We start from the raw sequence: 25,797 nt of genomic DNA, 5'->3' as shown, positions 1-25,797 counted from the left end.
ACTGTTTTTATGCTAATTGTTACAGTTAAAAATGGGTTTTTGTATGTTTTTTCTAGTTGTTTTTTTTAAAATTTTCTATTTGTCTTCGGTGTCTCAAAATATGTACAATAGCGTGTTCCATCAATTGCTCGATGTCATACAATTGCCCCCAAGAAGTCATTATTTTTTTCGAATTGTCATATTCTTCGAGTTCCTCATCGTGAATGGATTCAAAGGTTTTTTTGGTAAAAGCAATTACAGCATCTAAGTCCTCTTTGTAATCAGAAATGCTGGAATGATACTTTTTATCGGGTCGTTTGGCATTTGGGTCTTTTAAATTTTGGATGTAAATACAATAGGAATATCCAGCACTGACAACATGGGTCAGCATCGCTTGTATGGATTTGCAGTCGGGGTTGGTAGTCGTTTCATCAAGAATTCCAACTAAAGTAGTGGGACTTATATCTTCAATCACTGCTTGTAATTCCCGAATTACTTTTTCATATTCGGCTACTAAGGCAAGTACTGCATTTCTTCTTTTTAGCATCATACTGTTTTTATAATTGTACCCAATTTAAACAATGGGTTTGCTAAAATGAAACGCACTGATGGTAAAATCTTCTTTGAAGTATAGTTTGTGTGCAACCGTTCTTAGGTGTCCACTGTCTAGATGAACCGCTTTACAATTTTGATTAGCCGCAATTTCATAAAGATGTTTCAATAACATAGATGCGTGTCCTTTTCCTCTAGCTGATTCAAGGGTGGACAAATCATCGATATACAGCATTTTACCACAATAGAGCATACTATAAATGCGATATCCAGCAATTGAAACTACTTTGTGATCTTCGATTATGTATAAAAGAACATATCCTTCCTTTTGCATTTCTTTTATTTGATTCACAAAAAGATGGGGTTGTAGCATCGGTCTTAATGCATAAAGTGCTTCCCAGCACATCAAAATTTCTTGATCAGTGATTGCGATTGTAATTGTTGCCATTATAAGTGGTTTTAGGAATGGATTTAAGTTGAAATGAGAATACTAATTTACTGTTTATTTTTCAAATGCCTTTGTAAAATTATAATTCAAAACTAAACCTGTATTTTTATTCGAACAATGAATTGATACGTATTTTGGAACTCAATTCAATGGATCTAAAATAGAATGATTAGTTTCTTAATTATATGCCACATCGCAGGATTGATCCAGTAGGTTGCCTTGAAATTGAATTGAAAACTAGTGCTTTACCAAACAAGTACCACACGAAAGGATTCGTGCGGTAGCGGGGAAATTGAATTGAAAACTAGTGCTTTACCAAACAAGTACCACACGAAAGGATTCGGTAGCTGTGTTGTATTTTTTATTTATTTAATTCAGATTCCATTTTATTTAAGTTTTGTGTGTACTGATTTTCAGATTTAGACCATTTTTCAGCCTCACTTTTCCACTTATTAAACTTAATTACATCTTTTGTTTTAAAATATTCATATGCTAAATTATATGCAGTTTCTTGAATAAAATTTTGTTCCTTACAAATTTTAGACATTGTTAAATAAGTTTCTGCTACTTTTTCAAAATTCAAAAGTTTTGTATAAGTATAAGCCAATTCTTTATAAGTATAACATTCTTCTGGATTTTCTATAATTGCTTTTTTTAATGATATTTCTGCCTTATCAAATTTCTGTAAAGCATTATAAGAAAATGCTAATTCAGTTTGTAATCCTTTAAATTTCGGATTAATTTTATCTGCTTTTTCTAAAAAAGTTAAAGCCTTCTCGCATTCGTTCCAGCCATTATACATATAACCCCAACGATATAATCTTTCAACAGAATTTTCATCAGTTTTATATGTTTTTAACCAATTAGGTGTTTTTTCAATATTTAGTTCTTTAAATTTTGCTTCAGGAATTTCAGCTATTGCAGTTCTGTTTGGTTGAAGCCTTGCTTTTATAAAACCTACTTCATTTTTAGTTTCATTATCTATTCTAATAAATTTACCATCTTTTTCAATTTTAAATTTTCCCTCATAGTTTAAGGTTAATCCAGCTTGTGAATCGATATAAATAAATCCTAATGTATAAGTACTATCTTTTTCCATTTGGTATGCAATCCACTTATCTTCACATTGAACGTTTGTTTTGTCAAACTTTAAAATATTTTGAGCATTTAAAGTAATTGAAAAAAATGTAAAAAGGATTAAAATATATTTCATAAAATGTTGTTTTTTAAAGTTCTGCTGTAATATAACCGCTAACGTTTTGCCTTTGAGATGGCTGGAAGTTCGTAACCGCTCCATTTTCGGCTTAACGAAAACTTGATGCGAAACGGTAATTCCACTAAATTCCAGCTATATCAAAACAGCTGTTGGCAACTGGCTTTTTTTAATTCATCTTTTCAATATCAAGAAATTTTGATTTGAAATAAACTTTCATATTCATTTTTAGTTTAGTCCTTTCTTCGGTTTCTTTACGTCCAAATGTTGGATTTCCTTGATAAAATTCGGAACTCTCAAATTCCAAATATCCATAAACTATTTCCTCAGATTTTAATTTAGGTTGTTTTGATAGAATTAATTTTACGTTTTTACAAGGTACTTCAATTCTTAATTCAAGACTGTCAGATTTGGTCAGGGAATAAATAGGAATCTCATCGGCAGCCATTAATGTGTAAACAAATGGTGTCTTATCTATCAACTTGATTGAAAACCCAAAACCTCCAAATAATCCAAATGCTCCATCAATAGAAATTGTATCATTCTTTACATAATAAAATGATTTAAATAAATCCGTTTTATCTCCATTTGTAGACATTGCTAGGCTATCATTCACAAAGAATTCAACAGTTTTCGGTGTTTCGTAAATTAATAATTCCTCAAAGTCACGAGCGTATTGAGACTTTTTGATTTTTTGATTCAACTATATCTTTAATACCTTTATCAATTACTAATTCAAATTTTTTACTTTCTGTTTTTTGTGCACAAACTGTGATTCCAAAAAGTATAAATAAAATCAAAATTTTGTTTTTCATTCGCATTTTTTTTTAAGCTTGTTGCCAACGTCAGTTCGTCTAATAACCTGCAAACAACGTTGTTTTGTATTAATTATAAAGTAAATATAGACGATTTAGATTACAATTAGCTTCTTTTTGTAAAAAAGGAATTGGATTGGTAATACTATAAAAGAACCGTAAAAAGCTTTAAAAAGTGGCTTTATTACAACAAAAAATAAAGCCACAGTTTTTAGGTACTGTTTTAATTCATTTTGGTCAATTAAGTTGAATATTCTCTTGAGGTTGTAGGCTGTGAAGATGAGTCCTACATCAGCGGAGGCATGTTTAATGGTTTTCTTGGTCATAATATAATAGAAGTCCCATTGGCGTTTGATTACTCCATAAGGATGTTCTACTATGGCTTGTCGTCTGCGATATACTTCATAATTATTCTCGATTCTCACTTTGTTTTCATAAATCAAATCGGCATACTGGGATCTCTCGATGAGTCTTCCTTTTTTGTTTTTGGTACATTTATTAAAAAAGGTACAACTCATACAAGCATTTGTTTTGTAATGCTTCATTTTAGTGATTGACTTACCGTTTGTTTTATTGTACCAGTTTGCGTTGGAGTTCAGTGTTTGATTTGCGGGGCAAATATAAGTATCGTTGTCTTTATTGTATTTAAAATGCTCTACATCAAAAGCTATATCTGGTGCGTGAGCTGATACGCCAGGAATGGCAACTAATACGTCAATTCCCAGTCGATTAGCATATTGAAATTCGCTACCTGTGTGATAGCCTTTGTCATAAATGGCGGTAAAATCATTGTGTCCTAAAATGGCTTTAGTGCGACGCAACATACCGCCCATAGCTTTAGAATCATTTTCGTTAGTGACTTTAAAATCAATCGGGATATTGTGCAGCGCATCTACTGTGGTTTGTACGGTATAAGCCACTTCCGAGATATTATTTCTGGTCATAATTTGGCGACTATCAGGGTCTGAAGTAGAGATTTGAGTTACCCCAGTGGTGTCAATAATCTTTTGATATTCGATATATTTTTGTTTTTGAAAGGAATGTTTTTTAACCTTCTTTAGAATTTTTTCTTTCTCAACTTCATCGGCATCCTCTTTGGCGAGAGCCGTATTGTATTCTTCCAATCGTGCATCGATGTATGCAATATGACGCTCAATTTTAGCTGGATTGAAATTGTTTTTCTTGGAGTTTTGAGCTCTTAGTTTAGTACTGTCTCCAGCGACAAGGCTTCCGCCAATGAGTTCAAAGTGTGCAGCCATTTTTACTGTAGCACGAAAAACACGAGCAATGGCTTTAGGATTGTCTTTTCTGAAATTGGCAATGGTATTATGATCTGGAGCTAACCCTTTGATGAGCCACATCAATTCAATATTACGAGCACATTCTTTTTCTAGAGCACGGGAGGAACGCATTCTATTGAGGTAGCCGTAAATAAAGAGTTTAAGTAAATCGGAAGGATGATAGGCAGGTCTGCCGTTTTCGACAAATTGGAAATCGAATCCAAAATCTGGTAATTTAAGACTATCTACAAAAAGATCAATGAGTCTAACTTGATTGTCTTGTGCAATGGCCTGATCGATGGATGAGGCAAAAAGAGGGAGTTGGTTTCTGTTGGTCCCAGAAATGAATTTACTCATAAGCTATCTTTTTTAGCAGTATAAAAACATACTTAAAGATAAAGAAAATCAGTTAGTTATCAAAATATTTTGAACGATTTTTAATGCAAATGATAAAATAACGGGGAGGGAGGTTTTTAGACAGTTTGACGTTCCGCCGCTTGGCGATGTGGCGGATTAAGGAAGCCTAAACTTTCGGTTTATGACTAATATTTCAAGTACAAAACCATCTTTAAATTATGCCTAAACCCGCCATATTGCCAAACGGCTGTTACCAGATGCCTTTTTGGGCTGTTGCAGTATCAATTTCTGTTTACCATACTTGAATATTCAAATTCTTTTGTTTTAAATATCGCAAATTTCTGCATCACAGTGAATTGGGATTATTTTTCTTTTTAGTGCTAATTCGCAGTACATTAATTGTCCTAATTTTGTTATTTTTAAAAGGTATAGTATTGGTATAAACACCCAAAATAAGGGTAATCTTGCAAATATAAAACACAAGGAATTGTAACCGTAATGCCATTTTTTGTCAAACGATGCCATTTGTTGTTTGGCTAATTGTATGTCAATATCACGAAATGAATTGGTGTGAAATTCATTTCGCAATTCTTTGATTTCGATTAATTTCAGCCAATCTAATTTTTGTATAAATTTTGAAAACTTGGTGCAATTTGGACAAAAATTATCGTAAAAAATGGTTAGTTTTTTCATTTTTGAATAATGAAACTGTTGATGTCTGTTATCACTTTTTCATCAACTTTTCCTTTTATTTGATACTCTTTTGGGTCTGATACTTTTTCGCCTGACATAAATAAATGGTTTAACTTTGGGTAGCTTATAAAACTTGCTTTTTTATTGTTTTTTAAATTGCTTTTCCAAAGTTCAAAATCTTTCATTGTTACTTGATAATCCCTTTCGCCTTGCAAAATTAAAATTGGAATTTTTACTTTTTGAATTTCTTTTATCGGTTTGTAATCTAAAATTGATTTCCAATAGTTTGCTGATAAATTTAATGGGAGATTTTCTTTTGTAGTATTTAAGTTAAAATCTTTTGAATTTAGAAGAGCTGTTTGTTCTTTTACTTCTTGTAAAGCGTCTTTTAATTCTTGTGTTGGTGTTAGTTTGTACAAATACTGATATTGCTCTATTATTAGTTTGTCTAATGGTCGAGCATTTCCAGCAAGTAGTATTATTTTATAAATTTGATTTGATTTGTTTGCAATTCTAGGCAGTAAATATGCTCCTAAACTGTGTCCTAAAACTATGATTTCATAATCCAAAAATTGATTGTCGTTTTTGAAATAAGCAATAATATTAACGATGTCATTTGTAACTTCATTATCAATGGTGCTTTTATCATTAAAACTTTCAGGATTTGAAAGGGTTCTTTTGTCAAAACGATATGACGAAATACCCCTTGTGTATAGGTTTTCTGCAATATCTTTAAATGGTTTGTTTTCAAAAATGGTTTCATCTCTGTCGTTTGGTCCAGAGCCGTGAACAAAAAGAACTAACTTTTTTAAATTTCCGTTTTCTGGAATTAAAATTGTTCCTTTTAAATCTATGTTGTTACTTTTTATATTCAGGTCTTTTCCTAACGAATTTTCTTTTTTGAATTCTTTGTGAGGGACAAAAAAGAAACCAATAATTTGGCTGTTTTCATTAAAACTAATTTTTATATCCAATTTCATTTTTTCGAAATCAGAATAATAAAAATAGTTTTCTTTTTCGTTATTTACTTCAAGTATAGATTTGAATTGACCTAATTGTGTTTCTAATTTTTCTGCGGTTTCTTTTAATAGTGTTTCTGAAATTTTAGTTTTTATTGTTTCGTTAAAAAAAGTATATGCTTTGGTGCAATTTTTTTCTACTAGAAGTGTTTGTATAAATGATTTACCAATTTCTTTGTTTTGTGAAAAACAAAGAAAAGAAGTTAGAATACAAATTAGAATGTAAACTTTATTTATTTTCATTTTGAGTTAGTTTTTTTTCGGTTAAGTAAATAAGTATCACAAATTCGAAAGCCAAAATAATTGTAAATATATAATCATCAATATTATGAATAAAAAAAGAAGACAAATAAAAAATGATTATATTGATGATTGAAATGATAATTAAACCAATTGCAGAAAATCGATTAGCAATTTTCCAATTTTCAATATTTTTTTTTGATTTGGCTGTTCTATATCCATAAATTGAATTAATTTTTTTTGGTTGGAAAAGATAAGCAATTATTGAAATAACTAATAGAAGAATTGATATTGAAATTGGGTAGTCCATAATTGTTGTTTTTGGAAATTAAAAATAAAAAAAGAATTGAAGACATTGTAATTGAAAACGAGAATATGCCCATCAAAATTCCAATACATAGATGAAAAAATAATCCTATTATAAGTATAATTTTTCGGTATTTTAAATTTGTTGAAAAAAGACAAAACGCAATTAGTAATTCTACAAGTAAAACAGACCAATTTAAAAAGGCAGTCAATATTGGATTTAATAAAATCAAGTTAATTGCTGATAGAAAAAACTTATTTACACCAAATAAAGGGTGTGTTAACCAATAATATATTGCAGTACCATTCTGCCATTCGGTTATTTTAAATTTACCAATTGCAGCAAAAAAATAAATAACAAATATTTGAATTGAAATTAGATAGTATGAAATTGTTGCAATAGTTTTAGCAAAAAAACTTCTTTTTTTCGTAGTTAATTGCCAATGCCATTTTCTATCATCAAAAAGACATAATGGTATTAATAATAAAGTAATAATTGAAGAAACGATGTCTCCCCCATCAGAGCAAGTTGATGTTGAAATAAAACTATAGCTAACAAACCAATGAAGAAGGCATGTGTATTTTGGATAGATTCCACTTATTACTATAATTAAACTTATTATACTGATTATAATCCCAACATTGAAATCACTAAACCAAGAATAGATGTTAAATCCTATTTGATTGAATTTCGAAAAACTCTGATTTTGCAATCCAGTATAAAAAAGGGTTGTTTTATTGTTTAAGGATAGGGTTATTAGTAATGAAAAAGCCAATAATGACCGACTAAAACCCAACCAATTTGTCCAATAATTATGATTAATTAATTTTTCTATAATATTATAATGTTCTTTCATTATTAATTTTGTATTATTTCAATTTCTATAAAATCCATTGTTCTATTTATGCACATTTTTGATTTATACCATTCATAAGGCATTGGTCTACCTTTTTCAAATATAAAACGACCATATATCATTGGCTTTTTTTAATTCATCTTTTCAATATCAAGAAATTTTGATTTGAAATAAACTTTCATATTCATTTTTAGTTTAGTCCTTTCTTCGGTTTCTTTACGTCCAAATGTTGGATTTCCTTGATAAAATTCGGAACTCTCAAATTCCAAATATCCATAAACTATTTCCTCAGATTTTAATTTAGGTTGTTTTGATAGAATTAATTTTACGTTTTTACAAGGTACTTCAATTCTTAATTCAAGACTGTCAGATTTGGTCAGGGAATAAATAGGAATCTCATCGGCAGCCATTAATGTGTAAACAAATGGTGTCTTATCTATCAACTTGATTGAAAACCCAAAACCTCCAAATAATCCAAATGCTCCATCAATAGAAATTGTATCATTCTTTACATAATAAAATGATTTAAATAAATCCGTTTTATCTCCATTTGTAGACATTGCTAGGCTATCATTCACAAAGAATTCAACAGTTTTCGGTGTTTCGTAAATTAATAATTCCTCAAAGTCACGAGCGTATTGAGACTTTTTGATTTTTGATTCAACTATATCTTTAATACCTTTATCAATTACTAATTCAAATTTTTTACTTTCTGTTTTTTGTGCACAAACTGTGATTCCAAAAAGTATAAATAAAATCAAAATTTTGGTTTTCATTCGCATTTTTTTTTAAGCTTGTTGCCAACGTTATGCCACTTTGGGATGGCTGGAAATTCGTAACCGATCAATTTTCGGCTTAACGAAAACTTGATGCGAAACGATAATTCCACTAAATTCCAGCTAGCTCAAAACGGCTGTTATGCGGTCGGCTTTAATTTTCGGTTGTCATTGTGTTTCTATTTGTCTTTTTACATTTTCTAAAGCAGTCTTAGTGCAAAATGTCTGATATGGAACTGAAAAAATCGGCCCGAGTAATTTTGTTATAATGTTTCCTGGTGTCGAGTATGTTTGAATTTTAAAAAGTAATTTGTTGTCGAGTTGCTCAACTGTAAATGTCGAAACACCTTTCTCAACGTGTCCGTCAAGAGTTTCGTAACTAAATCCTTTTCTGTCTGCTTTGTCAATAATTTCATTTACTCTGACCCCAAAAATTATTTTCTGCGAAAATATTTTTGTCGGTGGAATATAAACTTGTTGAGCGATTGTATCTCCAACTTTCATTTTTCTATTCTCTTCTGTCCACTGAGTTATAAAAGTCATTATGTTATCAGGGAAGATTTGGTAGTCAAATAAAAAGTCAAGATTTAATTGATCAAGCTTTCGATTGGTTTGAAGTTCAACGGTTGTGGTTTTCTCTTTTAGCCTTTTTTTGTCATACGGCATAATTTCACTTGTCTTTAAAGAGTGAAGGTGTTTTTTGAAGTTATTTATTTGGTCTGTCAGATATACTTTCATTGTTTGTTGTCTCGTTTTTTTTTAAGCTGCCGCATAACTTGTATATAACATCAACTTCTATTACCTTTTCAATACAATGGTATTGCTGTTAATTTACTTTGTAGTAAATAACTTAATTATAAATTAATAATCCTATACCCACATTTAGTGATATTTATTAAAATAATTTATTGCCCTACCACAATTGTTCTAAAAGTGAGATTTACTCTGGGTTTATTGATGAGTGTAGTAGGAGGGAGGCGATGCAACCAGTGGGTTTGGGTTTGGTCTTTCATGACCAGCAGGCTGCCGTTTTGTAGTATTCTAGAAACGGTTTCTTTGGTTTCTTTGTGCTTAAAAGCAAACTTGCGTTCAGCACCAAAACTCAGCGAAGCGATGGCGCCGTTTTTCTTGAGGTCTTTTTCACCATCGCTGTGCCACGCCATGCCTTCGTTGCCGTCATGGTATAAATTGAGTAAGCAGGAATTGTAGGTTTCGCCAGTGGTTGCTTCGGCCAGTGCTTTGAGTTCCAGTAAAGCGGCTGTCCAAGGCAAGGCTTGTTTGGTGGTGTTAGAGTAGGTGTAGTTGTAATTGGCATTGCCATACCAAGCGACTTTGCGTTTGGTAATGATGAGTTTGCCAAAAATGATGGCTTGGTCGTTTTGCCAGTCTATGTTTTCCAGTAATTCGGCCAAATATTCATAGGCTTTGGTTGGCGTCATTAAGGTGCCATAATAGTTTACGGTGCCGTCTTTGGGCAATAGGTTTGTGTTTTGGTCTGGTTCTGGGTTGAATAAATCCATTGCTTATATTGGGTTTTCATACAATGACCACAAGGTCGGAAATTGTTTTGGATTGCTTCATCTTCGGAGGAAAAAAACACGCGATTTTCTCTTTTCATTCGTTTACCGGATTTGCACTGCAGGGTGCCGTAAATGTAGAGTTTGAGGTTGCCCCCAAAGGCAATTTCTTGGTGTTTGATTTTGACTTTGAGCTCGGCATCGGTGATTTGAGTATGTGTGATCATAGTTGGATTTGCGTGAGGGATTGCAGTGGAAATCCTCCCGTTTTTCACGGGAGATTGCAACGTAAAGCCCGACCCGTAGGGGGCACGCCCTACTATTTTTCAAAATTAATTAGGTGGTTTAATCACATAAAAGTTTAAGTTTTATTGCTGTTTAGAGGCTTCCCATCCTATAATGGCTGTTTTTCGAGTGTTTCCCCACATATAACCGCCCAGTGTACCCGTAGACTGAATCACGCGGTGACACGGAATTAAAAAGGCTACTGGATTCTTGCCGATAGCAGTACCAACGGCTCTGGAGGCATTTGTTTTTCCTATTTGTTGGGCGATGCCACCGTAAGTGGTGAGTTGGCCTAAAGGGATTTTCAGCAAGGTTTCCCATACTTTTAGTTGAAAATCAGTGCCTTTGAGATGCAACTTTATTTCTTGTAGTTTATCCTTAGGATTCTTAAAAATATGTAAAGCATTTTGTTGCAATTGATCTTCTCTTTCCTGGAATTGTGCATTGGGATACTGACTTTGTAATGTTTCTATTGCTGCCGTTTCCTCTTCGGCGAAAGCCATATGGCAAATGCCTTTAAGGGTTGAGGCAATAAGGATAGTCCCAAAAGGAGTGAAAGCAAAACTATAATTGATGACTAGGTTTTTACCCCCATTTTTATATTCCGCAGGTGTCATGCCTTCAATATTTACAAACAAATCATGCAGGCGGCTACTGCCCGAAAGTCCCGTTTCATAGGCTGTTTCAAAAAGGGTGGTTTGGTTTTACTTCAGTAACTTCTTAGCATGGGCTACGCTAATGTATTGTAGAAACTTCTTGGGACTTGTGCCTGCCCATTCCGTAAAAAGACGCTGAAAATGAAATGGGCTTAGGTTTACTTTGGCAGCCACTTCATCCAGATTGGGTTGGTCTTTAAAATGATTTTTAATGTATTCAATTGCGGTAGCTATGCGATGGTAATTAAGGGCTTCAGGAGTATCCATGTTTTCTTTTTAGAAGACAAATATCGGAAGTTAAATAGGAGTATAAAATCCGAAACTTGCTACTTTTAGTTTTACTTGACTTTTAAATGGAAAAATGGTGTTCTTGAACCACTATTTTATTGGCAGCTACTTGCTTTTTAGAGGTAATAATTGGAAACTCATATACATAACTGTTCCCCGTAAGATAAATTAATCCGTGAATAATGGATTCTGGAAGAAATCCTAAAGTATCCAGAAAAGTATCGTAGGTTTTATTGCTGTAATGGGTAATTAAAAAAGGGTTTGAATTAGGGGTGAAGTAAAGATCTCTAACGCGGTCTTCGTCAAGTTGCTTTTTTTTGTTGAAATTAGTAAAATAAATTTCTTGGTTTTCTGTTTTTAAATCAATCATTTCGATAACCGATAGGGGTTGTTTCGAATTCGTTTGATAAAATAAAATCGACTTTGAAACATCAATTGCAATCCATTTTTCTAATTCGCTAGAATACACTTCATTGAAGGAATGTCCCCCTCTAAGATTACTGTCTTTGGATTCAATTTTTAAGCCCCATTCCTTTACTTTTAGATCATTAATAACACAAAAATTATTAAATACCTGTGCTAAATCACTGCAAACACCACCTTGTCCAGCAAGCATTTTAATCAATGCGTTTTGAGATGATTTCCCCAAGCCAGGCCCTCCTTTAATATTATTTTTAAGCCATTTCGCAATTTTTTTTGCCTTTTTTAGATCAGTTCGATTTTTATAGTTATCACCAAAAATGGATTGGTTCAACTCAAAATAAAGAGATGGGATATCTTTTTTCTTATTGATTGTATTGTAGCAAAATTTTTCAATAGTAGATACAGGCACTTTTTTTGAAACTAATCTATAACGTATTTTGTATAATAAAGGATGTCTTCGTAAGTACCAGTGTAAAGATTTACCCATAATGTGTAAAATTTAGGTTCGTGTCTGTCAAACTAATTTAAAGCTAATAATTAAATGCAGTATTAACTAAATTAACCGATTATAATCAGATACCTTGGATAAAATGCGTGTTTTTTAAGAAAATCGAATTTATACTTTGCTAGGATGAACTAGAACAAAAAAAAATCACAATCGAGATAAGTCAAGATTGTGATTTAATTAGAAGGGGCTTCTTTATGAAACTAGTGTGTCAAAAGATTATTTTTTAGTTTTACCAGTAGTTTTTTCCTTAGTGGGATTATTATAAATTTCGATTTCTTTTTTTGTCAAGCGTTGTTCTAACCAAAGAGTTAATTTTGCTTTTGAGGAATCAGATATTTCTTTTTTACTATTATAAATCACAACAGGAACTATTTTTGTACTGTCGGTGTTTTCATTAAAAGTATGATTGGATATCGAAATGTTTTCAATCTCAGGAAATAGAATTTTTATCTCGGATAGAATGGCTTTGTTATCGTATCTATTATTTGTAATTTCTTTTTTTAGATTTAATATCGTCACATCTTTTTGACTTAATACAGATTTGTTGAAATTGATTTCGTTTAGAATATCACTTTTAAGATCTGTGGTGTCTTGTATCACAATCAATTTAGTGTTGTTGATATCATAAAGCTTTAATTTTTCATTAAGTGCTTTAATCTCTTTGTCACTATATCGTTTGGTTAGAAAACCAAGTTCGAGTTTTTTTGGGCTGACATTGAATTTGGTTTTTTTGTATAAAATAGCAATCCCTTTATTTGTAAATTCCGTTTCCATAAAAACATCTATTTGATGTTGGTATTTTTTTTCCTGAAACAGTTGGTAGGCAAAATAAATACTAGGAAGTACTAAAAGTGTGATTAAGATGGTGATACTATTTTTAACTTGTTTTTGATGCTTTTCATCTAGCTGTTTTTTTACAGGGTACTTTAGAAACTTGACAATTAAAAAAGTGGAAATACAAATAAAAACACAATTTATGGAGTATAAATACATAGCTCCAAAAAAGAATTTTAGGTTCCCTAATGCCAATCCATAACCAGCAGTACAAAGTGGAGGCATTAGGGCAGTTGCAATTGCTACTCCCGGAATTGGATTTCCTTTTTCAACTCGGGTTATTGCTACGGCACCCACAATTCCACCAAAAAAGGCGATCAAAATATCATAGATATTGGGTGCAGTTCTGGATAATAATTCCGGTTGAGCTTCTTTAAAAGGGCTAACATAGAAATAGATTGTCGATACAAATAAACCAACTAATGTGGCTACCAAAAGATTCTTGAGGGACTTATTAAGTAAATTAAAATCATAAATTCCTAGACTAAATCCAGCACCTACAATAGGTCCCATTAACGGAGATATAAGCATCGCTCCAATAATTACGGCAGTCGAATTTACATTTAACCCTATAGACGCCACTACAATAGCACATGCTAAAATCCATAGATTAGAGCCTCTAAATGAAATGTTGGACTTTACGTCGTCCAAGACTTTATTTTTATCTTCTTCCCCTTTATGGAGGTTGATATAAGCAATTAATTTAGTTAGAGTTGCTTGCATCTGCTTCCACTTTTAACGTTTTTTTCAAGAATAACAATCCAATTATACCTGCAATTAATGAAGAAAGTAGAATCGCAAATTTTGCATGGCTAATAATGGTTTGATCAGTAAAAGCAAGTAAAGTAATGAATATTGACATGGTAAAGCCAATTCCTCCTAAAAAGCCTACTGCAAATATTGTTTTCCAATTTAAGTCGTCAGGTAATTTACATAACCCTACTGAAACCGCTAAAAAGCTAAATACAAATATACCTACAGGTTTTCCTATGACTAATCCTAAGGCGATTCCTAAACTATAGTGTTGTGTTACAATATCAACGATATCAGCCCCAATTACTATAGCAGTATTCGCTAATGCAAATAAAGGAAGAATAATGAATCCAACAGGTTTATGTAGAAAATGCTGTAATTTATAAGAAGTTGATTTTTTATCACCATTACCAAAAGGAATTACAAAAGCCAATAATACCCCCGTAACTGTAGCATGTATTCCTGAATGAAGCATGAACCACCACATAATTACACCACCAATAAGGTAAGGTATTAAATTACGGACTTTCATTCTATTTAATATGAAAAGAACTAATAATACTCCAAAAGCACTAAATAGATTGCCCCAAAAAATGGTTTTTGTATAGAAAATGGCGATTACTAATATAGCCCCTAAATCATCGATAACGGCTAAAGCTGTTAAAAAGATCTTTAATGACAGCGGAACTCGGCTTCCTAATAATGATAGGATACCCAAGGCAAAGGCGATATCAGTCGCCATAGGAATTCCTGCTCCTGAATGGGCAACAGTTCCATAATTTAGAAAAAGGTACAAGCCTGCGGGCACTATCATACCACCTAAGGCAGCAAAAATAGGTAACAAAGCATCTTTTATATTGGATAATTCTCCTTCATATATTTCGCGCTCTAATTCCAATCCAATCAATAAAAAGAAAATGGTCATTAAACCATCATTTATCCAATATTCTAAGCTTTCACCTGCAAATTGAGTATGCCAAGTATGTAAATATTGTGATCCGAAAATCGAATTGGCCATAAATAAGGAAAATAAAGTGCATCCTATTAAGATGATTCCGCTGGCTTTCTCATTTTCAAAAAACTCATTAAATAATTCACTATTATAAATCTTCTTTATTGTCTTCTTCATTTTTATTTTCATGTAGTCTTTATTTTTTTTTACCAAAACTCGGAAATGTGCCGATGGCGTATTTGATTTTTATTGGTTAGGGTACAATTCACAAAAATAACCAATTCAAAGTAAATCCCATTGTAGAAAGGGATAATAATGTTTTAAAAATTAGCAATAGAAATTTTTAAAAATGTATTCTAACGGCCTATTTTTTACAATCTGCCTAAAATAACATCTCTTTTAAAGACTAGGATTCCAATTCATTGAATCTAATTGTGGTATGGTTAGTTTAAATTAAATAGGATTAATCTTTTTTTGTAACATCTTGTGATTCTTTAATAATTTTATAAGAATTTAATCTTGCTTCATGATCATAGATATGCGAAACAACCATAAGTTCATCGATTTGAGTTTCTTCAACAAATTGCTCAAGTGCTGTTTTTATATCAGATGGGCTTCCTACAAATGAATAGGCTAAAAACTGTCTCAAAACACTTTTTGCTTCGTCATTGATTTTAAAATTCTCATCAGCAGGTTGTAGCGGTCTCCTATCATTAGTAAGTATTCCTAAAAATATTTTTTGCATCGAAGTGGCAAGTACTTGTGCTTCATGGGTAGTTTCGGCAGCGGTAACATTTACACAAGCCATTACGTACGGTTCTTTTAAATGTTCCGATGGTTTAAAATTGGTTCTATAAATGCGTAAAGCTTCTAGCAGTTGTTGTGGTGCGAAATGACTTGCAAAAGCATAAGGCAACCCAAACGAAGCCGCTAATCGAGCGCTATCCGTACTTGAACCCAATATCCAAATGGGGATGTTTAATCCTTCTCCAGGAATGGCTCTTACTGGTGAGTCCCTATTTTCAATCGATAAATACTCTTGTAATTCTCGTACCGTTTTTGGAAATTCAAAAGCAGCCTGATCGTTTCTTTGTAACGCTCTTGCCGTCAATTGATCTGTTCCTGGAGCACGTCCTAGACCTAAATCAATGCGGTCAGGATATAGGGAAGCTAGAGTTCCAAATTGTTCTGCAACAATTAGAGGCGCATGATTGGGTAACATGATGCCTCCTGAGCCCACTCTAATTGTTGAAGTCCCATTGGCGATATGGCCTATTAAAATTGAAGTTGCTGATGAAGCGATACTTGCCATATTATGATGTTCTGCTAACCAAAACCTATTGTAGCCAAGGTTTTCTGCTTTTTGGGCTAGACTCAAACTATTTTTAAAAGAATTAGCTGCTGTTTTTCCTTCTAAAATTACGGCTAAATCTAAAATGGATATGGGGATGTTATGGAATTTGTTTTTCATTGTTATTGATTTAATTTGGAGACGTTATATAAGTCCCCTTTGTATTCTAAATTTGGTGATGCAGTCTGTTCATTAATGGATTTGACGTTTCATTAATAGATCAGTTTGAACATCATTTCCTAGTGTAAAAATATGTTTGTCAAATGGAGTGAAGCCATTTTTAGTATAGAATGCTATTGCTCTATGATTTTCTTCCCAAACGCCTAACCAAATATATTCAACAGGTTTTTGTTGTACCACTTTCAATACTTCATCAATAAATAGTTGACCTACTTTTTTTCCGTGAAATTGTTGTAATACATAAATTCGGTGGATTTCTAAAGCGCGTTCATTGATTAATTCAGTTTGGGCTTTGCCAAAATTTATTTTAAGATACCCAATTACTTCTTGTTCTAAAACAGCTAGATAAAATTGAGAGTCAGGGTTGTTAAGTTCGGTTGTCAATTGAGTAGTATTGAAACTTTGTTCCAGGTAATTAGCAATGTTTTCGGGAGTATTTACCAGTTCAAATGTTTCCATGAAGGTTTGCTTACCTATTTTTTGTAGCGTATCTAAATCCGATAAAGAAGCTTTTTTTATGGAGATTAGTGTCATGATATTTTAAACTATATTTTTAATTTCTTATCAAACTCAAAAATAATGTAAATAAAACTTGAAACCATTTTTAATTTCTATTTCTCCATAGAACTATTCAATTTACAAATAGGGAATTCTTATTTGCAATTTGTACTTTTGGGACGTTAATAGCATCAACCTGAAAAAGGATTATTTATGAAAATTGTTATCTCGCCTGCCAAATCTTTGAATTTTGAAAAAGAATTGCCTACACTACAACATACTGAACCTTCATTTTTGAAAGAATCAAGACAGATTCATAAAGTATTGAAACAAGAATCTCCAAAAAATTTATCAGAATTGATGGATATTTCAGAAAATCTGGCTAATTTAAATTGGCAAAGAAACCAAGATTGGAAAACACCTTTTACCATAGAAAACGCTCGTCCTGCTCTTTACACATTTGATGGTGACGTCTACACTGGATTAGATGCCTACTCGATTCCATTGGATAAATTAGCTACTTTACAAGATAGTTTACGAATTCTATCAGGCCTATACGGCTTGTTGAAACCATTGGATTTAATGCAAGCGTACCGACTGGAAATGGGAACCAAATTGCCTATTGGCGAAAGCAAAAATTTATATGAATATTGGAAAACAACTATTACAAAAGCGTTGAATAAAGAACTTAAAAAAGGGGATTTATTTATTAATTTGGCTAGTAATGAATATTTTTCTGCAATTGATGTAAAAGCCTTGAAAGTTCCTATAATTACTCCAGATTTTAAGGATTATAAAGATGGGAAACTAAAGATAATTAGTTTTTTTGCCAAGAAGGCGAGGGGAATGATGGTGCGTTATATTATTGATACCAATGCCAAAACGATTGATGATTTGAAAGGATTCAATTATGATGGCTACCAATTTGATGCTAATTTATCCAAAGGAAATCATTTGGTTTTTACTAGATAAACATTTTACATTATAAAAAAAACGCCGGTATCAATTGTGATATCGGCGTTTTTTTGTTTATTATTAATGCATAGCATCGGCAGGATTGATCTTATTTTTTCCTTTTTTGATTAAAAATATAATTGGAATACAACATAAAAACATGATTCCTAAGTATAAGAAAATATCCATATACGATAAAACTGTACTTTGTTTCATAACTGCATAATCAATGGCTTGATAGGCTTTTTTTAATGCTTCATTAGCAGTAAAACCTTTAGACATAAAAGCACGCTGTAATTGTATCACTCGTTGTTGTACTTCGAATCTACTTCCGTCTAAATGAGCTACTAAGTTAACACGGTGTTCTTGACTGAATCTTGTTATAAATGTGGTAATGATTGCAATACCAAACGACCCTCCCAATTGTCTCATCATCCCTGTAAATGCAGCTCCTTCACCAATATGTTTACCGGATAAAGTAGAAAGAGATAAAGTTGTGATAGGTACAAATAATAAACCTAAACCAATTCCTCTTAAAATTAATGGCCAATACAGATGCTCTGTTCCAGTATCAGGAGTCATGTTATTATGCATCATTAAAGTAAAGAAAAAGAAAATTAAAAATCCTACACCTACCATATATCCTTGCGGCACTCCTTTTTGAATCAATTTACCTATAATAGGCATCATGAAAGCGGTTGTTATAGATCCAGGAATTAATAATAGACCCGCATCTGTAGCGGTCCAGCCTAAAATGGATTGCGTATAAATAGGAATAATCAAAGTCGAACCATATAATCCAAAACCTAAGATGAAGCACATAACAGTACCAATTCTTAAATTTCCATCTTTTAAAACACTCAAGTTTACAATGGGGTATTTATAAGTCAACTCTCTCCAAATAAATAAAATCAAACCAAATACGGTGATAACACTTAAACTTAGTATCAATCCGTCATTAAACCAATCGTCTTGCTGACCGTGTTCTAATACAAATTGTAACGAACCAATGAAAGTTGCCAAAAGAATAATTCCAATCCAGTCGACTTGATTTGATTTTAATTTCTCACCATATTTTGGACTTCTAACAAAAGTTAAAGTCAAAAGTGTAGCAATGATTCCTAGAGGGATATTGATATAAAAAATATAAGGCCAGGAGAAATGATCCACAAGATACCCTCCTAAAGGCGGTCCTAATGTAGGTCCTACAATAACTCCCATTCCATAAATAGCCTGTGCCATTCCTCGTTTAGCGATAGGATAACTCTCCGTAATAATCGTTTGTGCAGTCACCAATAGTGCGCCACCACCAAGCCCTTGAATAAATCGAAAGGCTACTAGTTCCCAAATATTGGTTGCATTACCACATAAAAAGGACGCTGTTGTGAAAATGATGATGGAAACGGCAAAATAATTACGTCTTCCAAATTGTTGTGAAAGCCAACTCGTCATTGGAATCACAATTACATTTGCAATAGCATAAGCAGTAATTACCCAAGCCACATCAGTTAACGTAGCTCCAAGGCTTCCTCGCATATTAGTTAGTGCAACATTGACAATAGTAGTATCTACAATTTCTAGTAAAGCACATAGTACTGCTGTTATTGTAATAATGATTCTTCTAAAGCCGTATTCTACTAAATCGTCTTCTGATTTTACCATTTTATTTTATATGTACGTCAACATCCACGTTCATTCCTGGACGCAATAATTTTATTTTCTCAACATCGTTGTCTGTATCGATATTAATTTTTACAGGCAAACGTTGAATTGTTTTTACAAAATTACCAGTTGCATTATCAGGAGGCAAGATAGAAAAACGTGCCCCTGTGGCTGGTGAAAATGAAGTGATAGTCCCTTTAAATTCGTAATCAGGATACGCATCTACTTTCAATGTTACTTTTTGTCCAGCTACCATTTTGTTCAATTGCGTTTCTTTGAAATTAGCAATAACCCAAGCTTGATTGTTATTGATGATATAAAAAAGGGATTGTCCCGGTTGAACTAATTGTCCTGGTTGAATATCAATTTTAGAAACTTGACCATCAATTGCAGCTGTTACAATTGTGTAACTTAAATTTAAAATGGCCGTGTCCAATAATGCTTTTGCTCTTTTAATGTTGGCTGCTGCTACATCCGTTTGTTTGTCGGATGATTTTGACTTAGCTACATTAACCGATTTTTGAAAAGCTGACGCTTTTTCTTGCTGTTGTAAAATGCGAACTTCATTTTCAGCTTCTTGTTTTGCTGCTAATGCTTGTTCGTATTGTTGTTTTGTAATCGTATGTGATTGATATAAATTATTATACCTGTTGTAATCGCTAGTCATACGTCCCAATTTAATTCTCGCAGATTCGATATTTCCACCTGCTGATCTTACGTTGGCATCTGATACTGAAATACTAGCTAAAATACTACCAATATCCGCTTTTGAAACTTCAAAATTTCCTTCGGCTGCAGCTAAATTTGCAGTTGCTTCATCAATTTTTAATTGATAATCTCTTTTGTCAATTGTAAATAGAGTATCTCCTTTTTTTACAAAGTCATTGTCTTTAATGTAAACTTTACTCACATATCCTGATACTCTTGGTATAATAGGATTCATGTTTTTTTCAATCTGGGCATCATCAGTCCCTTCATGAGAAAGCGAGTGGATGTATTTATAAGTTCCATAAGCAAGACCTAATAGCACTAATGAAGCTATTATTATGATAAACTTTGGGTTTGATTTTTTCTTTTCCATTTTGGGTATTGATTATATTTTTGAAAGATTGAAGGTTTGGTTTAATTGTCCGCTTACGGAAAGCAGCTCATAATATTTTTGAATAACATTTGCTCTAGCCAATGTTTTATTGATATTAGAGCCTAGTTGTTCCACATCGGCTTCTAATAAATCATTGGTGTCCGAAAGTCCATTGTCATATTTATCTTTTATGATTCTATAATTTTCGGATGCTTGTTCCACTGCTTGGTTATAAACCACATTTTGTTTTAGAGCCAAATCATAATCTTCGATTGCTTTTTGAACTTGTATTTTGATGTAGTCAGTAAGCATAGCCTCTGAGTTTTGAATTTCAAGTGCTTTGCTTTCCGCAATTTTTACATTGGTTCCGTTTTTCAAAATCCCGCTGATATCGTAAGATACGCCAACACCAATATTCATTGCATTTTGCACCGTAATAACATTTTTTAAATTCAAGGCTGTATAACCTCCAATAAGCGATATAGAAGGGTAGTAACCACTTTTCGCTACTTTTATATTAGCCAAACTTGCTTTTTCTTGTAATTGTACCGCTTCAAGATCTTTACGATTTTGTAATGCAAGTTGGTCATCGGTAGGAATATTATTCATTTGAAAGTCAGCAAAATCACTTTCTCTAACTTCTAGTTTCGTCTTAGGGTCCATTTTTAAAAGACTAATCAGCTCAAAGTTTACCACGTTTAAATCGCTAATGGCTCTGTCTAATGTCAATTGAATTTTTGAAACTTGAAGTTGTGATTTTAATAAATCATTTCTAGGAATGATTCCATTTTTTTCTAATTGAATAAAATCAACTACACGTTGTTTTGCACTTTTTTGATTTTCTTTTAGCAATTCCACCGTTTTTTGTGCTTTATACAAACTAGCATAAAAATTAACCACTTTCATAGCTACTTCTTCTTTAGTTTGTAATGCATTTGCAGTCTCGGCCTGGTACATATTATCTGATACCTTGATTTTATTTACCGTTTTAAAACCAGCAAATAAAGGTAGAGTAGCATTGGCTTGCCCAAGTAATAATTGATCAACCACTGGCATAGGTTCTGAGCTACTACTATTGTTATTGATTTTTAAGTCAATAGTTGCTTTAGTTAACCTTTGGTACTGTCCAGAAACTTTAAAGTTAGGATACTTATCATTTTTGGTTGATTGCAATTCAAGTCTTGAAGTTTCCACTTTTGTGTTTGCTAATGTGACTTCATTACTTTTGCTCCAAGCCATTTGAATAGCTTGATCGAGTGTTAAACTCGTTTTGTCTTGTGCTTCCACGGAGGAAATTCCAATAAAGAAAAATCCAAAAAGCATGAGTTGACTAACTTTCATATATTAATAGCGCTTTTATTGTTTGTTGAATGTGTTTTGTTAAATCAGTTTTTATATAATTGTTATACAATTCGTCGGTATGAAGGTTTAATAATGTTTCAAAGAAAGGTCTATTAGTTTGAAAATGAAAAAAGGTACCTAGTATTGTGGGTGTTATAAGTGGGATGATAATATCTTTTCTAAAAATACCTTTTGCTTGACCTTCAACAATAATTGTTTCTAGGGATTTTAAGTTTCCTTTTTTTAACTCAATAAAAGCCTCCAAGTTTACGTTTCTCTTTTTAGAAGAAAATTCAAAATGTAAAATTTTATAAATTCCTTTGTAGCAAAGAACACGATCAATGTATAATTCGATTAGTTTGTTAATCTTTTCCATTGGATCTAAATTCTCTAATATTAAATTGTCTAATTGTAATTTAATATCGGTAGCTCTATAGAGGATTAATGATTCTAACAAACGCTCTTTTGATCCAAAATAATAAGAAACCATTGCAATATTTATTTTGGCTTCTTTTGCAATATTTCTAATCGAAGTACCATCAAATCCTTTTTCGGCAAAAAGGGATTCAGCTACTTGTAGTATTTGAATTTGCTTATCGTTAAAATTGGTTTCTACTGACATACTTTTTAATTGGATACAAAATTAAACAACCGTTTAATTTAAACAATCGTTTAAATTAAATTTAACATAATATTAACATTGAAATCGTTATGTTTTTTGTGGTTGTCTTTTTAGAGCGCATTTTGGAATTTAAAAATTAAAAAAATCTATTTTAAAAGGCTCTAGGTCACTTCTTCGCAATTGGGTTTGTATTATTGTATCTTTTTTGCTAATTAAAAAGTTGGAAAGTCAGCAGTTTAAATATCATTTTGAAATTGTGAATATCTATTTCACGAATAGGGTTTATTTTTTGCTTTAAAATCTATCTTTGACATCCTTAAATAAAAAATTATGAGTTCAACTTGGTACGAATGCAAAGTAAAATATAGAAAAACTGATGAAACTGGATTACAAAAGGTTACAACGGAACCTTATTTAGTTGACGCTTTATCATATACAGAGGCGGAGAGCAGAATTAACGAAGAGATGTCGGCATATATTAGTGAAGAGTTTAAAATCACGAATATCAAAGTGGCGAATTATGCGGAGATCCATCCCTTCGAAAATAGTGATCGGTGGTTTAAATCCAAAGTATCTTTATTGGCTTATGACGAAGAAAGCGGTAAAGAACGCAAGACCAATATGTATATCTTATTGCAAGCCAATGATGTAAAAGAAGCGTTTGATAATACAACAGCGGTGATGAAAGGAACTATGGGAGATTATAGTATTCCTGCTATTACTGAATCGCCTATAATGGATGTATTTCCTTATTTTAGTGGTGAAGAAGGAGAATTAGAACAATTAGAAAGATTCAATGCACTGAAAGCCTCTAAACCTGAAGTAGGTGTTGAAGTCGAAGATCATATGGAATTTGTCATAGAAGACGAAGTGGAAGAAGAGACTACTGTTTAATCCTATTTCTAAAAAATAGAGACCGCAAATTTGCAAATTAAACCAATGAAGCGGTTTTAATAATTTGCTAATTTGCGGTCTTTTACTTTTTAGATTGAAGTTCGTACTGAATAGGAACTAGTTGCGTTTATTCAATACTTTTTCATATGCTTTTCTAGGAGCGCCTCTAAAAAAAACGTCGCCACATAAAACATAACCAAGGCTTTCAAATGTTTTCATCATCGGAAAATTATCAAAATTCGTGTCGGCTTTGATGCTGTAAATATTGTTTTGTAGTGCAAAATCTTCTACACAACCCATAATCAATTTAGCGAGTCCTTTGCCCAAATAGTTTTCAGAAAGCGCGACTCTATGAATTACTACAAAATCATCATTTGTCAACCATTTTCCTTCAATACCAGCATAAGCAGGTTCGTCATTTATGATTACTGCGCTGTACCCAATAATTGTTTCTCCATCAACCAGAACAAAACCTTCTCCTTTTTCAATGTCATTTTGTACCACATCTGGGTTAGGGTAACCATCTTGCCATTGCGCACTACCTTCTACTTTTCTTCGAATGATTGCTTGTTGTAAAATTTCCCATATTGGAGCTACTTCGGATAGTTCCGCTTTTCTAAAGTGATAATTCATTATTGTAATTTGTGGTTTTTTTAATTATCTATTGTCATTAAAGATTTTCTTTGTTAATCCATTTACCAACTGTAGGAGCAACATAATTTTGCATTTTGTTCAAAAGCTCTTCTATATTGTCACTCACTATAAGCATTTGCTGGTTTACTTCTTTCAAAAAACCGTTGTCTACCATTGTTTGAATCATGATATTTAGCGAATCATAAAAGCCGTCAATATTTAAAATAGCTATTGGCTTTTTGTGCAGTCCTAATTGAGCCCAAGTCAGCATTTCAAAAAACTCTTCCAATGTTCCAAAACCTCCAGGTAAAGCAATCACTCCATCACAAAGCTCGTTCATTTTGGTTTTTCTTTCGTGCATGCTGTCAACCAAGATTAACTCTGTTAAATGTTCGTGGGCAATTTCTTTTGATTTTAAGAAATGAGGCAATACCCCAATAACTTTTCCACCTTCTTTTAAAACACCATCTGCAACAGCGCCCATAAGTCCTACATTGGCACCGCCATAAACCAATTCCATGTTTTGTTTTGCCAGTGTTTGTCCAAGCAAAGTAGCTTGTGATTTATAAATGTCCTCAGTTCCAAAACTAGAGCCACAAAATACAGTTATTCTTTTCATTTTTTGTCTGGTTTTGTATTATTCCATGGCTAAAATTGCCTTTATTTCCCTTTTAGCTTATTTATGAATTCTTTGAATGCAGGAGCAAAATCTTCAAACAATGGATTATATCTATTTCGTAACAGTACTTCACTAAATAATTTTAATCCCACAATAAATTCGACGTTCTCGGCTTTGTTTTCAAAACGGTCACTGTCTTTTGTCATTTCAATTAAAGAGAGGATGTTATCATGGTTTTCAAATTCAAATTCTACTGTTTTTCCAGATGATGTTCCTTCTTTTAACTCAATTTCTTGTAATGAGATTTTGTATTTATTATTTCTTTTATTCAACATGTTTTGTTTTTGTTTAGTTTTTTGTACTATTTGCTTGTGATTGAAAGTCATTTTTCTTGTTGTGTCACTATTATTTTTTTAGAATTCCTTTTTCAACACTTTCTTTAATTAAGTTTTCTGCATATTTCCAAATGGTAGCCGAACCATTTTTAATTGCTTTTTTCTTATCGTAAACTTTTTGGTAAGGCACATTAAATTCGGCCCAAGTTCCTCCATTATTTGACGTATTTTGTAGCAATGGTTCAAAACGATCCATTGATTTTGCAAATTGAGCTTCATTAGTTATTCCTTTTTCAAATTCGTCCCAAATAGCAATAAATTCTTCGGCTTGTTCTGTTGGTAAAAGGCCAAATATTCGTTTTGCAGCTATACGCTCTTCATCAGTATTGGTATGATTTTTTTGAGTGTCGTAAATAAAAGTATCTCCTGCATCGATTTCAACAACGTCATGAATTAAAACCATTTTTAACACCTTTAGTATGTCAATTGGTTGGTTTGAATGTTCTGCCAATACAATTGTCATCATGGCTAAATGCCAACTGTGTTCAGCATCATTTTCGTGTCTCTCGCTGTTGAACAATTTTGTTTTACGTTGAATGTATTTCAGCTTGTCTATTTCTTTAATAAAATTGACTTGTTTTAATAAATTGTCGGTTTGCATTGTTATGAATATCTAAAAATAATTTTAGTGGTTTGATGTTGTTTAGTTTTAAATTCCCGCTATTATTGTAATTTTTGGGACTAAATTAAGTCCATTCTTCGGATTTGCCAATCACCCCAAATCTGGGCAAATTTGTCTAATAGACGTAATCATTTTTACTTTTGCTAATATAGATATAAAAACCTACAAATAGGTCTGATAGTTTGTTAAGGATT

General features: G+C 32.3%; 28 protein-coding genes and 1 pseudogene. 2 read left to right on the top strand and 27 right to left on the bottom strand.

The window, feature by feature from the left end:
* Positions 1-52: 52 nt before the first annotated feature.
* The 19 genes and pseudogenes from AB3G36_RS15310 to AB3G36_RS15220 form a co-directional block, all read right to left on the bottom strand.
* Positions 53-529 carry a DinB family protein gene (locus AB3G36_RS15310; protein WP_367754156.1) on the bottom strand — a complete coding sequence of 159 codons (477 nt, stop codon included), beginning with the start codon at positions 527-529 and terminating at the stop codon, positions 53-55.
* Between the two features lie 24 nt (positions 530-553).
* Positions 554-979 carry a GNAT family N-acetyltransferase gene (locus tag AB3G36_RS15305; RefSeq protein ID WP_367754154.1) on the bottom strand — a complete coding sequence of 142 codons (426 nt, stop codon included), beginning with the start codon at positions 977-979 and terminating at the stop codon, positions 554-556.
* A gap of 361 nt (positions 980-1,340) precedes the next feature.
* Positions 1,341-2,192: a tetratricopeptide repeat protein gene (locus tag AB3G36_RS15300; RefSeq protein ID WP_367754152.1), complete on the bottom strand. Its 852-nt coding sequence runs from the start codon at positions 2,190-2,192 to the stop codon at positions 1,341-1,343.
* A gap of 169 nt (positions 2,193-2,361) precedes the next feature.
* A complete protein-coding gene (locus tag AB3G36_RS15295) occupies positions 2,362-2,895 on the bottom strand; it encodes a hypothetical protein (RefSeq protein WP_367754150.1) in 534 nt (177 codons plus the stop codon).
* A 207-nt stretch (positions 2,896-3,102) separates the two neighbouring features.
* The gene (locus AB3G36_RS15290) at positions 3,103-4,644 is read right to left on the bottom strand and encodes an IS1182 family transposase (protein ID WP_367752421.1); all 1,542 of its coding nucleotides are present in this window, start codon (positions 4,642-4,644) and stop codon (positions 3,103-3,105) included.
* Positions 4,645-4,968: 324 nt separating this feature from the next.
* A complete protein-coding gene (locus tag AB3G36_RS15285) occupies positions 4,969-5,337 on the bottom strand; it encodes a DCC1-like thiol-disulfide oxidoreductase family protein (protein ID WP_367754148.1) in 369 nt (122 codons plus the stop codon).
* On the bottom strand, positions 5,334-6,599 hold the full coding sequence (locus tag AB3G36_RS15280; protein ID WP_367754146.1) for a DUF3887 domain-containing protein: 1,266 nt from the start codon (positions 6,597-6,599) through the stop codon (positions 5,334-5,336). Before AB3G36_RS15280 ends, AB3G36_RS15285 begins: the two co-directional genes overlap by 4 nt.
* Positions 6,586-6,906, bottom strand: a complete 321-nt coding sequence (locus AB3G36_RS15275) for an SdpI family protein (protein WP_367754144.1) — start codon at positions 6,904-6,906, stop codon at positions 6,586-6,588. The genes AB3G36_RS15280 and AB3G36_RS15275 overlap by 14 nt, the downstream gene beginning before the upstream one ends.
* Positions 6,827-7,759 carry a sporulation-delaying protein SdpB family protein gene (locus AB3G36_RS15270; protein ID WP_367754142.1) on the bottom strand — a complete coding sequence of 311 codons (933 nt, stop codon included), beginning with the start codon at positions 7,757-7,759 and terminating at the stop codon, positions 6,827-6,829. Before AB3G36_RS15270 ends, AB3G36_RS15275 begins: the two co-directional genes overlap by 80 nt.
* A gap of 131 nt (positions 7,760-7,890) precedes the next feature.
* Positions 7,891-8,535 (bottom strand): hypothetical protein, encoded by a 645-nt coding sequence (locus tag AB3G36_RS15265; RefSeq protein WP_367754140.1) that lies wholly within the window; start codon positions 8,533-8,535, stop codon positions 7,891-7,893.
* 168 nt (positions 8,536-8,703) lie between these two features.
* The gene (locus AB3G36_RS15260) at positions 8,704-9,273 is read right to left on the bottom strand and encodes a DUF1990 family protein (RefSeq protein WP_367754138.1); all 570 of its coding nucleotides are present in this window, start codon (positions 9,271-9,273) and stop codon (positions 8,704-8,706) included.
* 167 nt (positions 9,274-9,440) lie between these two features.
* Positions 9,441-10,055: an alpha-ketoglutarate-dependent dioxygenase AlkB gene (locus AB3G36_RS15255; protein ID WP_367754136.1), complete on the bottom strand. Its 615-nt coding sequence runs from the start codon at positions 10,053-10,055 to the stop codon at positions 9,441-9,443.
* Positions 9,992-10,279 (bottom strand): Ada metal-binding domain-containing protein, encoded by a 288-nt coding sequence (locus AB3G36_RS15250; RefSeq protein ID WP_367754134.1) that lies wholly within the window; start codon positions 10,277-10,279, stop codon positions 9,992-9,994. The genes AB3G36_RS15255 and AB3G36_RS15250 overlap by 64 nt, the downstream gene beginning before the upstream one ends.
* A 141-nt stretch (positions 10,280-10,420) precedes the next feature.
* A pseudogene (locus tag AB3G36_RS15245) lies at positions 10,421-11,260 on the bottom strand (bifunctional helix-turn-helix domain-containing protein/methylated-DNA--[protein]-cysteine S-methyltransferase).
* 82 nt (positions 11,261-11,342) lie between these two features.
* Complete coding sequence (locus AB3G36_RS15240) at positions 11,343-12,191, bottom strand: transglutaminase domain-containing protein (protein ID WP_367754132.1); 849 nt, start codon at positions 12,189-12,191, stop codon at positions 11,343-11,345.
* A gap of 237 nt (positions 12,192-12,428) precedes the next feature.
* Entirely contained in the window at positions 12,429-13,769 is a 1,341-nt protein-coding gene (locus tag AB3G36_RS15235; protein ID WP_367754130.1) for a TIGR00341 family protein, read from the bottom strand.
* Entirely contained in the window at positions 13,750-14,940 is a 1,191-nt protein-coding gene (nhaA, locus tag AB3G36_RS15230; protein ID WP_367754128.1) for a Na+/H+ antiporter NhaA, read from the bottom strand. Before nhaA ends, AB3G36_RS15235 begins: the two co-directional genes overlap by 20 nt.
* Positions 14,941-15,214: 274 nt before the next feature.
* Positions 15,215-16,222 carry an LLM class flavin-dependent oxidoreductase gene (locus AB3G36_RS15225; RefSeq protein ID WP_367754126.1) on the bottom strand — a complete coding sequence of 336 codons (1,008 nt, stop codon included), beginning with the start codon at positions 16,220-16,222 and terminating at the stop codon, positions 15,215-15,217.
* Between the two features lie 72 nt (positions 16,223-16,294).
* Positions 16,295-16,816: a GNAT family N-acetyltransferase gene (locus AB3G36_RS15220; protein WP_367754124.1), complete on the bottom strand. Its 522-nt coding sequence runs from the start codon at positions 16,814-16,816 to the stop codon at positions 16,295-16,297.
* Positions 16,817-16,993: 177 nt separating this feature from the next.
* Here AB3G36_RS15220 and yaaA point away from each other — a divergent pair, with 177 nt between their 5' ends.
* A complete protein-coding gene (yaaA, locus tag AB3G36_RS15215) occupies positions 16,994-17,752 on the top strand; it encodes a peroxide stress protein YaaA (protein WP_367754122.1) in 759 nt (252 codons plus the stop codon).
* Positions 17,753-17,815: 63 nt separating this feature from the next.
* Here yaaA and AB3G36_RS15210 read toward each other — a convergent pair whose 3' ends face one another.
* The 4 genes from AB3G36_RS15210 to AB3G36_RS15195 are packed head-to-tail and all read right to left on the bottom strand — an operon-like array spanning position 17,816 to position 22,440.
* Positions 17,816-19,396 (bottom strand): MDR family MFS transporter, encoded by a 1,581-nt coding sequence (locus AB3G36_RS15210; RefSeq protein ID WP_367754120.1) that lies wholly within the window; start codon positions 19,394-19,396, stop codon positions 17,816-17,818.
* 1 nt (position 19,397) lies between these two features.
* Complete coding sequence (locus tag AB3G36_RS15205; RefSeq protein ID WP_367754118.1) at positions 19,398-20,477, bottom strand: HlyD family secretion protein; 1,080 nt, start codon at positions 20,475-20,477, stop codon at positions 19,398-19,400.
* A gap of 12 nt (positions 20,478-20,489) precedes the next feature.
* Positions 20,490-21,818: a TolC family protein gene (locus tag AB3G36_RS15200; RefSeq protein ID WP_367754116.1), complete on the bottom strand. Its 1,329-nt coding sequence runs from the start codon at positions 21,816-21,818 to the stop codon at positions 20,490-20,492.
* Entirely contained in the window at positions 21,808-22,440 is a 633-nt protein-coding gene (locus AB3G36_RS15195) for a TetR/AcrR family transcriptional regulator (RefSeq protein ID WP_367754114.1), read from the bottom strand. The genes AB3G36_RS15200 and AB3G36_RS15195 overlap by 11 nt, the downstream gene beginning before the upstream one ends.
* A 330-nt stretch (positions 22,441-22,770) precedes the next feature.
* On the opposite strand from AB3G36_RS15195, the gene AB3G36_RS15190 reads away from it, so the two are divergent.
* A complete protein-coding gene (locus AB3G36_RS15190; protein ID WP_367754112.1) occupies positions 22,771-23,334 on the top strand; it encodes a DUF4494 domain-containing protein in 564 nt (187 codons plus the stop codon).
* Between the two features lie 117 nt (positions 23,335-23,451).
* On the opposite strand, the gene AB3G36_RS15185 is transcribed toward AB3G36_RS15190, so the two are convergent.
* From AB3G36_RS15185 to AB3G36_RS15170, 4 genes are all read right to left on the bottom strand, one after another.
* Complete coding sequence (locus tag AB3G36_RS15185; protein ID WP_367754110.1) at positions 23,452-23,967, bottom strand: N-acetyltransferase family protein; 516 nt, start codon at positions 23,965-23,967, stop codon at positions 23,452-23,454.
* Between the two features lie 37 nt (positions 23,968-24,004).
* Complete coding sequence (locus AB3G36_RS15180; RefSeq protein ID WP_367754108.1) at positions 24,005-24,586, bottom strand: TIGR00730 family Rossman fold protein; 582 nt, start codon at positions 24,584-24,586, stop codon at positions 24,005-24,007.
* A 41-nt stretch (positions 24,587-24,627) separates the two neighbouring features.
* A complete protein-coding gene (locus AB3G36_RS15175) occupies positions 24,628-24,921 on the bottom strand; it encodes a DUF3861 domain-containing protein (RefSeq protein WP_367754106.1) in 294 nt (97 codons plus the stop codon).
* A gap of 70 nt (positions 24,922-24,991) precedes the next feature.
* Positions 24,992-25,582, bottom strand: a complete 591-nt coding sequence (locus tag AB3G36_RS15170; protein WP_367754104.1) for an HD family hydrolase — start codon at positions 25,580-25,582, stop codon at positions 24,992-24,994.
* Positions 25,583-25,797 lie beyond the last annotated feature (215 nt).

The sequence above is a fragment of the Flavobacterium sp. WC2430 genome (assembly GCF_040822075.1).
In the GTDB taxonomy this organism is placed as follows: Bacteria; Bacteroidota; Bacteroidia; order Flavobacteriales; family Flavobacteriaceae; genus Flavobacterium.
Note: the sequence above shows the minus strand (reverse complement) of the source record. Positions and strands in the feature narration are given on the sequence as shown.